Source organism: Anaerobacillus sp. ABD4_527 (assembly GCF_056160805.1).
Genome location: NZ_JBSWXZ010000001.1, coordinates 1,089,273 through 1,100,871 on the forward strand (window position 1 = coordinate 1,089,273; position 11,599 = coordinate 1,100,871).

Consider the following 11,599-nt stretch of genomic DNA (forward strand, 5'->3'; position numbering starts at 1 on the left):
ACTGAATATGATATGATTGAAGGAGAGTGAATGAAAAGGAGTTTTTTTATGCCACTACAAAGACTAGGGCTTGATATAGACGGAACTGTTACAAGTCCAAAAACCTTTTTACCTTATTTAAATTCGTCCTTCAACAAACAATTAGTCCTCGAAGATATTACACAATATGATCTTGCAGGATTATTAAATGTGTCTAAAGATGATTTTATAAATTGGTTAAAAGCAAATGAGGAAAAAATTTATTCCAACGCGTTTATGGCGGAACACGCTCACCCCACTTTACATGGATGGAAAGAGGATTATGAGCTGGTTTACATTAGCGCAAGAGGAAATCACCTTTTTGAAACGACGAAAGAATGGTTCAACTCTAACGATGTCCCGTATCATCATATTGAATTAATCGGTAAACACAATAAAATCGAATCAATAAAGCGTCATCAAGTTGACGTTTTCTTCGAAGATAAACACGATAATGCGTGTGCGATCGCTGAAGACTGCAACATTCCCGTCATCCTTTTTAACACACCATATAATCAAGGATCAGTTCCCTCGGGAGTGATTCGGATGAATAATTGGATTGAAGCAAAAAAATGGCTTTATCATTACGAAAGCGGAAGGTAGCCCCTTCCGCTTTTTTCATACCTTATTGACATTCTCCGCATTTACCGTAAATCTCGAATTTATGCCCAACTACTTCAAAATCTGCATCGTAAACAGGAAGATCGTCCATTGGACAAGCCTCGATCTGCCTTGTTCTTCCGCAATCAAGACAGATTAGATGATGATGGTGAGCATCAGTCGCACAGCTGAGTCGATAGCGCTTTTCACCATTCCATTCTGTTTCCTCAAGGATACCTAAATCTCTAAAAAGAGTAAGGTTTCGGTAAATTGTATCCACACTCATGCCAGGGTACGTTTTTTGCATATACGTCAGTACTTCCCTAGCAGAAAGGTATCTTTTTTCTTTGGCAAAGAATACCACAAGGTCCTCTCGTTTTTCAGTGTATTTATACCCTTCGTTTTTTAGGATTTCTAGTGCACTAGATACATTCATCTTTCCACCTCTTCACATTAAGATTTCCCTTGTTGCCAGCGTTTTAAGATGAGAATTATGACTAATATGATCGCAGATAATAGTACGATTGTTCCACCCGGTGCAATATCGAGATAGTAAGCAAGGATCAAACCGCCAATCACTGAACCTTCTCCAATGAGGATGGAGAGGAAGATCGTTTGTTTAAATCCTTTGGCGATACGTATACTTGCAGCAACAGGAAGGGTCATCAGTGCTGAAACCAATAAAACTCCAACAATCTGCATCGATACAGCTATCACAAATGCTACGATCAGTATAAAGACGATATGAATCCATTTCCCTCTTATTCCTGAAACCACAGCATGTTCCTCATCGAACGATAGGAAGAAAAGCTCTTTATATAATAAGATCACAACCGTTAAAACAATAATCGTTATAACAGTCACGGCTAATAAGTCGTTTCTACTTATTGCAATTACACTTCCGAACAGATAATTAAATAGATCTGAATTAAATCCATCCGCTAACGATATGAAAACAACGCCTAACCCTATTCCACCAGAAAGCGTAATCGGGATAGCAAGCTCTTCAAAATGCTTATAAACTTTCCGAAGTTGCTCGATAAACAATGATCCTACTGCTGAGAACCCCATCCCCATATAGACAGGATTTACGAATTGCCAGCTAGTTACATATTTCCCCATAAGAAGACTAGCGGCTATACCTGCTAAGGTGATATGAGAAAGTGCATCAGCAATCAACGCCTGTCTTCTAACAACAAGAAACACTCCTAGAAGCGGAGCGATTACACCGATTAATATACCCGCTAAGAATGCATTCTGTAAAAATTCAAATTTCAATAAAGCTTGAATCATCTAGACTCCTCCATGACCATGGTCGTGATTTAAAACATGTACATGGTGTCCATAAAAATCAGAGAGGTCACTTTCGTTAAACTGTTCAAATTCTTCCGTTTCACCATGAAAATGCAAAGTTCGATTTAAGCAAGCCACATGCGTGACTTTATCGGTGATCGTTCCGATATCATGCGTAACGAGCAGCAGTGTGATGCCATTCTCCTTGTTTAATCTTCCGAGCAAATTATAAAATTCGCTTGTAGAACCAGCATCAACGCCAACTGTAGGTTCATCTAGTATGAGAAAGTCTGGGTCACTCACTAATGCTCTAGCGATAAAGACTCTTTGTTGCTGCCCTCCTGATAGTTCCCCTATGTTACGGTCGGAATAGGCTTCCATTCCAACAAGTGCGAGTGCGTCATAAACCGCTTTTTTATGCTTAGCGTTCATGAACTTAAACAAGCCAAGTTTGCTAGTAAGTCCCATAGATACGACTTCAAATACAGAAGCAGGAAAACCTGAATTGAAACTGTTTGCTTTTTGAGAAACGTATCCTACCTTGCTCCACTTTTGGAATTTATTAACCTGATTGCCAAGCAAATGAACTTGGCCCTTTTGCGGCTTTAATAAACCAAGTATAATCTTAATTAGTGTTGATTTTCCTGAACCGTTGGGCCCTACTAAACCTACGAAAGCACCTTTTGGTACAGTAAAGGACACATCTTCTAGAACATAACGATCACCATAGTGAAACGAAACGTTCGTTGCATCCACCATATTTGTGTTTGTCATTATTTAAAACCTGCCATTTTATTTTTATAAGAATGATTACGATTTACATTAGTAGTATACCTTTATTAAGTGGTTTTGTAAATTTCATTTGCTTCATCTCTCGTATTACTTAATTTCTCATGAAAAAACCCTTACCCCAAAATGAAATTGTAGCATGCAAAACCAAAGAACGCTACCACATAAAAAAGGACCCAAACCGGGTCCCTTTTCACGTTTCACGCCTATGAAACGCAGGTGCTATTCCAATGTTGGTATTAACTTTCATGGAGACTTGCTTTTTCTTGTATTTCTTCAGAATAACCGCTCTTCGGCGTTCCTTTTTCTAAAACGTAAGTCTCCAAACCAGCCATGCCTCGGTTATAAGCCGTCAGGGCTTCATCCCAATTGTCGTATTTTTGATAAAGGTACTCTAAATACGTGACCGATAAAGTCATGGAATAATAAGGATCAAATAGCTTTTCTTCAGAATAATCGATTCCGGCCATATCTGCTATCCATGGAGCAGTGTTTTTCATAAATTGTGCCATTCCATATGCTCGTCCATACTTTGTTTGTGGACCTGTAAGCTCAGGATCGAACTTATCACCAGTTTCCACTTTTAATAGCTCATATACAATGGCTGGATCGATATCCGACTTCATCGCTTGAAAAGCTAGGAACAATCCCCACTTCTCTTTAAATTTTCCGTCGCTGTCTTCATAGAAATTCTTTGAGTATTCTTTTGCTTGTTTCCAATCTTCGATACTAATCGAGTTAGCACCCAATGAATAACCTGTTTCATTTTCCAGTTTCAAAAGCTCGGTCTGAGCTTTTTTTGAATCGTTCTGGGATGTTGATTTCTTATCTAGAACCCCGACTGTTGTTTCAGCGTCAGCAACTTGTTCTTTTAGTAGATGAGAATTAATGAGAACTAGAACTAGTACGATTGTAAGAACAACTGCAGTGATAACTGATACTTTCGTTCTGGAATTTCGTTGAGAAAAATTGATAGTCTTGCACTCCTTTACAACTGGTATTTAAATCTGGAGAGCACCAGTTAAGGTTATACCCTATCACGTTAATCTCAAACATTTCTACTATAGTGCTTCTGACCGTCCTTTCTCATAACAAAAAAGACTTCCGCACGGGAAGTCTAATGAATTGGAGATTTGAACTTTGCTCCTCTTGTTTCTTGAGTATTCATAATCGTGATGAATGCATGGTCATCGATATCGTATATGACGCCTTTTAACTTCGTTACTTCGAGCCTAGTAATAACAACGTAAATGACCTCTTTTTCTTCATCCGTGTATCCGCCTTTACCAACAAGCTTAGTTGTCCCTCTACCTAATCGATCAAGAATAGCATTTGAGATTTCTTCATATGCATCCGATACGATAAGGACAGCTTTCGTCTCATCTAACCCTTGAATTACAGTATCGATCGTTTTAAACGCAATATAGTAAGCCATTACTGAATACATCGCATTTTCCCAGCTGAAGACAAATCCTGCCCAGGTGAAGATGAAAATATTGACAAACATAACAAATTCACCGATCGAAAAAGGAACTTTTTTCGTAAGTAAGATACCCAAGATTTCAGTGCCGTCCATAGATCCACCGTGACGGATGACAAGTCCCACGCCTACTCCTAGTGTAAGCCCTCCAAAAACTGTTCCTAATATAGGTTCAGTTGTGAAAGGTTCAGTATGATGGAGGAGTGTCTCAAATGCTGCGAGTCCAATAATACCGAACAAAGTGGAAAAAGCAAACGTCTTTCCTATCTGTTTGTACCCATAATACATGAACGGAATATTTAAGATGATGACCAACACGGCAAAGTTGAACGGAGTGATGTGATCTAGAATCAGCGAGACACCGATGATTCCACCATCGATCAATTGGTTAGGAACTAGAAATAATTCAATTGCTGCTGCGGCAAGAAAAGCGCCTATCGAAATCATCAACAACCGATAGACAAGGTGCGTTTTACTTTCTTTTCGATGTTGTTTTTTTTGCATTGTGCCCTCCTAGGCATAGTAAATATGTAGATACTATTATATAAAACATTTCACAAATTAGTATACCATTCCATGGATCATCCTTGCATTTTGTTAACACCTCAAACGACTACGTGCATAGTATGTGATAGTCAAAGGAGGAATCGTGATGAATCCAATTCAGCTTCAACTTGTTAACTTCAAACTTAACAGGATCACCACTGATGAGTTACTTCAACTCTCTTCGCAATATAATCTAACGCTTTCAAGAAAAGATGCTGAGAAAATTGTTCAGATACTAAAACAAGAAAACATCGATATATCAAACAAAGCTCAGCGAAAAAGAATTTTAATGAAAATTAGTCGTGAAGTGAATCCTGGAGTAGCATCACAAGTTAATAAGCTGATAAAATCCTTCCTCAACGAGTAATAAAAAACCGCCTTTTCAGCGGTTTTTTTAATTGTTACTTCGTCATAAGCTTTTCTTTTAGATGATCATCGAACTTCTGTGCTCGAAGCATTTCGATTTCTAGCTTATATGGGGCTTTTTTATTTTTCTTATCTTCCCCTACATAAGGTGTCTCTAATATTTTTGGCACGTCTTTGAGCTGATCGTGATGAATGATTTTATTTAAAGCATCGAAGCCAATATGGCCGAAGCCGATGTTTTCATGTCGATCTTTGTGAGAACCACGTTCATTCTTACTATCATTAACGTGCAGTACTTTTAGACGGTCAATTCCCACAATCTTATCAAATTCATCTAGAACATCATCGAAATTATTTACGATATCATACCCAGCATCATGGGTGTGGCACGTATCGAAACATACTGAAAGCTTGTCGTTATGTGTGACACCATCGATGATTTTTGCAAGTTCATCAAACGTTCTTCCACACTCTGAGCCTTTTCCTGCCATCGTCTCAAGAGCAATTTGCACTTCCTGATCAGCAGTTAGAACTTCGTTTAACCCTTCAATAATTTTGTCGATGCCTTTTTCTGCTCCCGCTCCTACGTGTGCACCGGGATGTAGAACGATTTGACGAGCTCCAAGTGCATGGGTACGTTCAATTTCTGATCTAAGAAAATCTACGCCTAGTTGAAACGTTTCAGGCTTGGTCGTATTTCCTATATTAATAATGTATGGGGCATGTACAACGATGTTTTCGATGCCGTGCTCCTTCATATGTGCTGTTCCTTTTTCGATGTTAAGTTTCTCAATTGCTTTTCTTCTTGTATTCTGTGGAGCTCCCGTATAGATCATAAACGTAGTAGCTCCATACGATGCTGCTTCTTCACTTGCAGCTAAGAGCATCTTGTCACCACTCATAGAGACGTGCGATCCAATCTTAAGCATATATCTTCATCCTTTCTTAACACAACTTTTATGATAGCACAGCTGCTTTTACCAGGTAAAGTAAACAAAAGCCCTCTCATGTTAAGAGGGCTTTTGTGGTTATTTTCTGCGCTTATGTTGAAGACGCTCGCGTTCGCGCTCCATCTTCTTCTTATAACCCGGCTTGACCTTCTTAGGCTTTGGTACAAATACATCCGGCTTAGAAGAGGTCGGTTTTTTCCTTGGTGTTAATGGTTTTGTTTCAACCCATTCCCCATTCTTCACTTCTTTATAGATAACGTCGATTCCTTTATCGATCAACTTTTGAATCGCCTGCTGATCAGAAGGTTCTGCTAGCGTATACGCGATACCATCCAGTCCTGCTCTTGCAGTTCGACCAACTCGGTGAATATAGAAATCCAAATCTTTCGGTAGCTCGTAGTTAATTACATGAGAGACACCTTTGATATCGATTCCTCGCGATGCCAGATCAGTAGCCACTACGTACTGACATTCAGCACGTTGAATTTTCTTCATGATCTGTTTACGTTGACGAGGTTGTACATCACCATGAAGCCTTTCAACATCGTAGCCACTTTCAATAAGGAAATCAGCTACTTCATCTGCTGTTTGCTTCGTATTTGTAAATACTAGCGCAAGATAAGGGTTGATTGCTTTCGTTACATTTAGAAGAACATCATTCTTTTCTCGGTATTTTGCAGGTACAAAAATATTCTCTACCTTGTCGGCAGTCACCTTTTCAGCATTTACCTGAACAAACTTCGGGTTGTTCATATATTTCTTCAAGAAAGGCTGTAAGCTTTGCGGCACTGTAGCTGAGAATACTAGCATCTGTAGCTTCTGTGCCATCCTAGCAGCGATGTAGTCAACATCTTCGATAAAGCCCATATCGAGCATTTGATCTGCTTCGTCTACAACGAGCATAGAGGCCGTATACACATTCAATGCCTGCTCTTCTACGAGGTCCTTAATTCTTCCTGGCGTTCCGATCACGATATGAGGTGTGTTTTTCATCTTTGTAATCATTCGTTTACGATCTGTTCCACCGACTGCTTGTTTGATCGAAATCGCTTCATCTTCAGGAAGTGTCGCCACAAGCTTTACTGCTTCATCATAAATTTGATTAGCAAGTTCGCGTGTAGGTGCTGTAATAACCGCCTGACACTCATTAGTTGTTTGATCGATCCTATGAATTAAAGGCAATAAGAAAGCAAGAGTCTTTCCAGATCCTGTTTGAGATTGTCCTATAGCACTCTCTCCTTTACGAATCGCAGGGATAAGACGCTCTTGAATTTCTGTTGGCCTTGTGAAATTTTGTTGTTCGAGTGATTTGATTAAAAACGGTTTAAGTTCTAATCTATTAAAAAGTTGTTTCATTATCTTTCCTCCATCCATTAATCCACCTTGTATTATAGACCAGATTTGACAAATACGCCATACATACTCTAAAGACATAAGAACACTCTTACTTCTGTCATGCCCATTATCTCAAGTTCCCACACCTTCAAATTTTCTCAGCATATCTTATTATTAATCAGAATATACAATGGTCACCTTATGGAAAGGAGGACAACATATGAATCAATTCCCTCCCTCCCCTCCAGGTGGTTTAGGTTCGGGGATGGGTTTTCCATTCTCCGGTGGATTTGGAGGAGCACCAGGTCCTACAGTTCCTCAACCTACTCAATCCGGAGTGGGCGGACTCCTATCTAGACTGTTAGGCGGAGGCGGAGGTTCAACTCAATCACTTCCAATGCCTCCTGGAACTTTTCAAGGCATGCAAGGCGGCGGTTTTGGAGGAGCAGAACGAGCTGGTGGTATGCTTACGAACTTATTACAGGGAAGCTCACAGGGCGGTATGGACATGATGGGCATGGTACAAAATGTCCAAAAGGTCATGCAAGCTGCAGATACGATTAAACCGATGGTCCAACAATATGGTCCGATGGTAAAACAGCTGCCTGAAATGATCGCTCTATTTAAAGAATATAAAAACTCTTCTAGTACTGAAGATGAAGAGACCGACGTTAGCGAAGAAACAGAAACAGATTCTAATGAGGAAGTTAGCAAAGTTACTAAGAAGGCGCCGCCCCCTAAAGTTAAGAAAAAGAGTACGAAAAGCAGTTCAAAAGCGAATATAAATTATACAAGCAAATCCAAGCCAAAACTATACGTTTAACGTCAATTCATTGAGATATGCCTCAATCTGCTTTATAATTAACGAAAGATAGGTTATACGACAATCCATCTGGATTGAGGAGGTACTCGATGAACGTAAAGAAAATTTCACCTAGAGGATACTGCTATGGTGTAGTCGATGCTATGGTCATCGCGCGCAACGCAGCAATGGATAAAACATTACCAAGGCCAATTTTCATTCTCGGCATGATTGTTCATAATAAACACGTTACAGATGCGTTTGAAGAAGAAGGAATCATCACGCTCGATGGTCCTAACCGCATGGAGATTCTTAAACAGGTTGATGAAGGTACTGTCATTTTCACAGCTCACGGTGTGTCTCCACAAGTAAGAGACCTTGCTGAAGAAAAGGGACTTACCGTTCTTGATGCTACGTGCCCTGACGTCACAGTAACTCATGATTTAATCCGTGAGAAAAAAGAAGAAGGCTATCATGTTATTTATATAGGTAAAAAAGGACACCCTGAGCCTGAAGGTGCTATGGGGATCGCTCCTGATATCGTTCACCTGGTCGAGAAACCGGAAGAAGTGGATGATCTTAACATCGATTCAGAACGCATCATCATTACAAACCAAACGACAATGAGTCAATGGGATGTTCAAGAAATCATTGAAAAATCCATGGAAAAATATCCTCATGCTGTTATTCATAATGAGATATGCAATGCAACACAAGTTCGACAGGAAGCAGTAGCTGAACAAGCTGGTGACACAGACCTATTACTTGTAGTTGGAGATCCAAAGAGTAACAACTCTAACCGATTAGCACAGGTTTCTATCGAAGTTGCCGGCACACCAGCATACAGAATTGCTGATGTAACTGAAATACAGTTAGAGTGGCTCAATGGTGTTGAAACAGTAGGAGTTACAGCTGGTGCATCTACACCAACACCTATTACAAAAGAGGTCATTCGATTCTTAGATCAATACGATGCAGAGAACCCAGAAACTTGGGGAAGAGATCGAAATGTCCCGTCTTCCAAGATTCTTCCAAAAGTAAAAGTGAAAAAATAAACAAAAAAGATTCCGTCATGGACGGAATCTTTTTTGTTATCTAAATTTGAATGGGTCCGTATCTACTGCTGATCCGATTACTTCAGTCGAATACTTTTTATCATCCATAAACGATTGAAGCTTCTTCCTAACTCCTTCGATCATAATTTTCTCGATATTATGACCTGCATCAACAACCTGCAGTCCTTCCATCATCGCATCATGTGCAACATGGTAATAAATATCTCCAGAAACAAACACATCTGCTCCACTAAATCGTGCTGCACTGATAAATTTATTGCCATCACCTCCGAGGACGGCAACTTTTTTCACAGTTGAAGAAAGGTCACCTACTATCCTCACACCTTTAGAACCTAGCTGGTCTTTGGTCATTTGGGCAAAGGCTTCAAGTGTCATTTCTTCTTCCAAATAACCAACACGCCCTAGGCCATATGATTTTGCTTCATTCTCGATAGGGTAAATATCATACGCTACTTCTTCATAAGGATGTGCCTTTAAAACTGCTCTCAAAACCTTTGACTGTTCATCAGCAGGAAAGATGCTTTCCACCTTCACTTCGTTAACAGACTCGATCTTCCCCTGTTCACCTAGATAAGGGTTCGTACCTTCCGTTGGTTTGAACCTGCCAGTCCCTTCTGAACTGAATGTGCAATTGCTATACCCACCGATAAATCCTGCACCTGCTTGACCAAGAGCTTCTCGAACGTCTGCTTCATGTGTTGCGGGAACAAAAACTGCGATCTTCTTATAAGGCTCTTTGAACGTGTTTACAAGTACTTGTGTGTTCATTAGCCCTAGCGCTTCCGCTAACATATCGTTCACGCCACCTGGTGCAACATCTAAGTTTGTATGAGCTGCATAAACAGTAATATCATGTTTGATAAGCTGTTCAATCATCTTTCCTTGTTCAGTATCCAGGTTGATTTTCTTAAGCGGTTTATAGAGAATAGGATGATGGGCGATGATTAAGTCTACACCTTCACGAATCGCTTCTTCAACTACTGTTGGCAGTACATCAAGCGTCGTCATGACCTTATTAATTCTTTTATTAAGACGGCCAACCTGCAGGCCTATCGGATCACCGTCTTCGGCATATTTCTTTTTTGACCAAGATTCGAATTCTTGGATGATCGCTTGTCCTGAAGCTTGTTTACTCATGAAATGACCTCCTTAATTAATTGGATTTCATCTTTCACTTGCGCTTCTTTTTCAGATGTAGCATCAGAATTTTCCATAGAACGTAGAATCCGTTCTCTCTTCCCTAGTTCATGTCTCCATTTCTTTATGAATGCCTGATTTCTCTCTAGAGTAAGCATCGGTCCGAATAGAAGTGCTTTTGCACGTTCACGCTCACTTAAATCTTGATATGGTTTGTTGCCGTCACCTCGGTCAAAAACGAGCACTTCATAAATCTTCTTATCTTCTTCCAGAATACGTTCGTCAACTAATTCCCATCCCAACTCTGCAAGTCGTTCTCTTAAAAGGTGAGCAGCAACATTTGGCTGCAAAATAAGTCGAGAGACGCCTTCTAGTTTTTCTATTCCCTCAAGAAGAATAGTTCGAATCAGTTGCCCTCCCATACCTGCTATCGTAATAACATCTACTTCACACGGTTCTATTACTTCAAGCCCATTTCCTTTTCTCACTGATATCGTTTCTGTAAAGCCACTTCGTTTCACTTGATTAACAGCAGATTGAAAAGGACCTTCATTCACTTCCCCGGCAATGGCGTGGGAAATTCTTTGTTGATTCATTAAATAACAAGGCAAGTATGCATGATCTGAGCCTATATCTGCAACCGAACTAGCCTCTGGTACGAAACTCGCTACCATTTTTAAACGCTCTGATAATAGTTTATCGTTCATTATGTCACCACTACTTATTAGATTTTCACTATATGTTTCCCTTAAGGGTCATCAGCTTACACCTTCATACCAATTTCCCTCTTAACAAATAGAAAAGCCTTCTGTTTGCACAGAAAGCTTCAATACACATCTTATTTCTTCTCAGAAAGCCACTGGGCTACAGCCTCTGCTTGTTCTCCTTGAATTAGACCGGCAGGCATACCAGAGCCTTGACCATTGTTGATAATATCAAGGATTTCATCCTTGGATAATTTACTACCCACTGCATTTAATGCTGGGCCAACTTGTCCTCCAAGGTCTCCACCATGACAGGATGCACAGTTCTGAGCATAGATCTCTTCAGGAGCGGCTGCTTCAGCTTTCTGTTCTTCTTTTCCTCCTGAAGCTTCTTCTTCGCCTCCCTGTGTCGTTGCCCAAAAAGAAACGCCAATAATGAGAATAAATCCGATGACTGCTGTCCATGCAAATGGAATAAGCGGATTCTTTTTCATTTTTTTTCC

At 40.0% G+C, this 11,599-nt stretch carries 14 protein-coding genes; 4 read left to right on the top strand and 10 right to left on the bottom strand.

From position 1 onward, the window contains the following. Positions 1–48 precede the first annotated feature (48 nt). Positions 49–621 carry a 5' nucleotidase, NT5C type gene (locus ACXAHI_RS05785; RefSeq protein ID WP_474846613.1) on the top strand — a complete coding sequence of 191 codons (573 nt, stop codon included), beginning with the start codon at positions 49–51 and terminating at the stop codon, positions 619–621. Between the two features lie 22 nt (positions 622–643). Here the strand turns inward: ACXAHI_RS05785 and ACXAHI_RS05790 are convergent, their stop codons facing one another. The 5 genes from ACXAHI_RS05790 to ACXAHI_RS05810 all read right to left on the bottom strand — a co-directional run bounded on the left by ACXAHI_RS05790 (position 644) and on the right by ACXAHI_RS05810 (position 4,684). Continuing rightward, a complete protein-coding gene (locus tag ACXAHI_RS05790; RefSeq protein WP_474846615.1) occupies positions 644–1,054 on the bottom strand; it encodes a Fur family transcriptional regulator in 411 nt (136 codons plus the stop codon). A 17-nt stretch (positions 1,055–1,071) separates the two neighbouring features. Then, the gene (locus tag ACXAHI_RS05795) at positions 1,072–1,911 is read right to left on the bottom strand and encodes a metal ABC transporter permease (protein ID WP_474846617.1); all 840 of its coding nucleotides are present in this window, start codon (positions 1,909–1,911) and stop codon (positions 1,072–1,074) included. Beyond that, positions 1,912–2,685 carry a metal ABC transporter ATP-binding protein gene (locus tag ACXAHI_RS05800; RefSeq protein WP_474846619.1) on the bottom strand — a complete coding sequence of 258 codons (774 nt, stop codon included), beginning with the start codon at positions 2,683–2,685 and terminating at the stop codon, positions 1,912–1,914. Between the two features lie 254 nt (positions 2,686–2,939). After that, a complete protein-coding gene (locus ACXAHI_RS05805; RefSeq protein ID WP_474846621.1) occupies positions 2,940–3,449 on the bottom strand; it encodes a transglycosylase SLT domain-containing protein in 510 nt (169 codons plus the stop codon). Positions 3,450–3,817: 368 nt separating this feature from the next. After that, on the bottom strand, positions 3,818–4,684 hold the full coding sequence (locus tag ACXAHI_RS05810; protein ID WP_270179306.1) for a YitT family protein: 867 nt from the start codon (positions 4,682–4,684) through the stop codon (positions 3,818–3,820). Positions 4,685–4,832: 148 nt separating this feature from the next. On the opposite strand from ACXAHI_RS05810, the gene ACXAHI_RS05815 reads away from it, so the two are divergent. After that, positions 4,833–5,093, top strand: coding sequence for a DUF2624 family protein (locus ACXAHI_RS05815; RefSeq protein ID WP_270179307.1), 261 nt, complete (start codon positions 4,833–4,835; stop codon positions 5,091–5,093). Between the two features lie 34 nt (positions 5,094–5,127). On the opposite strand, the gene ACXAHI_RS05820 is transcribed toward ACXAHI_RS05815, so the two are convergent. Further along, positions 5,128–6,021, bottom strand: a complete 894-nt coding sequence (locus ACXAHI_RS05820; RefSeq protein ID WP_474846623.1) for a deoxyribonuclease IV — start codon at positions 6,019–6,021, stop codon at positions 5,128–5,130. A 99-nt stretch (positions 6,022–6,120) separates the two neighbouring features. Next, on the bottom strand, positions 6,121–7,398 hold the full coding sequence (locus ACXAHI_RS05825) for a DEAD/DEAH box helicase (RefSeq protein WP_474846625.1): 1,278 nt from the start codon (positions 7,396–7,398) through the stop codon (positions 6,121–6,123). 199 nt (positions 7,399–7,597) lie between these two features. On the opposite strand from ACXAHI_RS05825, the gene vrrA reads away from it, so the two are divergent. Then, a complete protein-coding gene (gene vrrA, locus ACXAHI_RS05830; RefSeq protein WP_474846627.1) occupies positions 7,598–8,200 on the top strand; it encodes a VrrA/YqfQ family protein in 603 nt (200 codons plus the stop codon). A gap of 89 nt (positions 8,201–8,289) precedes the next feature. After that, on the top strand, positions 8,290–9,234 hold the full coding sequence (locus tag ACXAHI_RS05835; protein WP_474846629.1) for a 4-hydroxy-3-methylbut-2-enyl diphosphate reductase: 945 nt from the start codon (positions 8,290–8,292) through the stop codon (positions 9,232–9,234). A 36-nt stretch (positions 9,235–9,270) separates the two neighbouring features. Here ACXAHI_RS05835 and ACXAHI_RS05840 read toward each other — a convergent pair whose 3' ends face one another. The 3 genes from ACXAHI_RS05840 to cccA all read right to left on the bottom strand — a co-directional run bounded on the left by ACXAHI_RS05840 (position 9,271) and on the right by cccA (position 11,590). Then, positions 9,271–10,392 (bottom strand): Nif3-like dinuclear metal center hexameric protein, encoded by a 1,122-nt coding sequence (locus ACXAHI_RS05840; RefSeq protein WP_474846631.1) that lies wholly within the window; start codon positions 10,390–10,392, stop codon positions 9,271–9,273. After that, entirely contained in the window at positions 10,389–11,099 is a 711-nt protein-coding gene (locus ACXAHI_RS05845; RefSeq protein WP_474846633.1) for a tRNA (adenine(22)-N(1))-methyltransferase, read from the bottom strand. Before ACXAHI_RS05845 ends, ACXAHI_RS05840 begins: the two co-directional genes overlap by 4 nt. A 131-nt stretch (positions 11,100–11,230) precedes the next feature. Beyond that, the gene (cccA, locus tag ACXAHI_RS05850) at positions 11,231–11,590 is read right to left on the bottom strand and encodes a cytochrome c550 (RefSeq protein WP_474846635.1); all 360 of its coding nucleotides are present in this window, start codon (positions 11,588–11,590) and stop codon (positions 11,231–11,233) included. Positions 11,591–11,599 lie beyond the last annotated feature (9 nt).

What these genes read in the sequence shown, in the direction of transcription:
- ACXAHI_RS05785 (WP_474846613.1), top strand. Translation starts at nt 49, where the DNA reads ATGCCACTACAAAGACTAGGGCTTGATATAGACGGAACTGTTACAAGT.
- ACXAHI_RS05790 (WP_474846615.1), bottom strand. Translation starts at nt 1,054, where the DNA reads ATGAATGTATCTAGTGCACTAGAAATCCTAAAAAACGAAGGGTATAAA.
- ACXAHI_RS05795 (WP_474846617.1), bottom strand. Translation starts at nt 1,911, where the DNA reads ATGATTCAAGCTTTATTGAAATTTGAATTTTTACAGAATGCATTCTTA.
- ACXAHI_RS05800 (WP_474846619.1), bottom strand. Translation starts at nt 2,685, where the DNA reads ATGACAAACACAAATATGGTGGATGCAACGAACGTTTCGTTTCACTAT.
- ACXAHI_RS05810 (WP_270179306.1), bottom strand. Translation starts at nt 4,684, where the DNA reads ATGCAAAAAAAACAACATCGAAAAGAAAGTAAAACGCACCTTGTCTAT.
- ACXAHI_RS05815 (WP_270179307.1), top strand. Translation starts at nt 4,833, where the DNA reads ATGAATCCAATTCAGCTTCAACTTGTTAACTTCAAACTTAACAGGATC.
- ACXAHI_RS05820 (WP_474846623.1), bottom strand. Translation starts at nt 6,021, where the DNA reads ATGCTTAAGATTGGATCGCACGTCTCTATGAGTGGTGACAAGATGCTC.
- ACXAHI_RS05825 (WP_474846625.1), bottom strand. Translation starts at nt 7,398, where the DNA reads ATGAAACAACTTTTTAATAGATTAGAACTTAAACCGTTTTTAATCAAA.
- vrrA (WP_474846627.1), top strand. Translation starts at nt 7,598, where the DNA reads ATGAATCAATTCCCTCCCTCCCCTCCAGGTGGTTTAGGTTCGGGGATG.
- ACXAHI_RS05835 (WP_474846629.1), top strand. Translation starts at nt 8,290, where the DNA reads ATGAACGTAAAGAAAATTTCACCTAGAGGATACTGCTATGGTGTAGTC.
- ACXAHI_RS05840 (WP_474846631.1), bottom strand. Translation starts at nt 10,392, where the DNA reads ATGAGTAAACAAGCTTCAGGACAAGCGATCATCCAAGAATTCGAATCT.
- ACXAHI_RS05845 (WP_474846633.1), bottom strand. Translation starts at nt 11,099, where the DNA reads ATGAACGATAAACTATTATCAGAGCGTTTAAAAATGGTAGCGAGTTTC.
- cccA (WP_474846635.1), bottom strand. Translation starts at nt 11,590, where the DNA reads ATGAAAAAGAATCCGCTTATTCCATTTGCATGGACAGCAGTCATCGGA.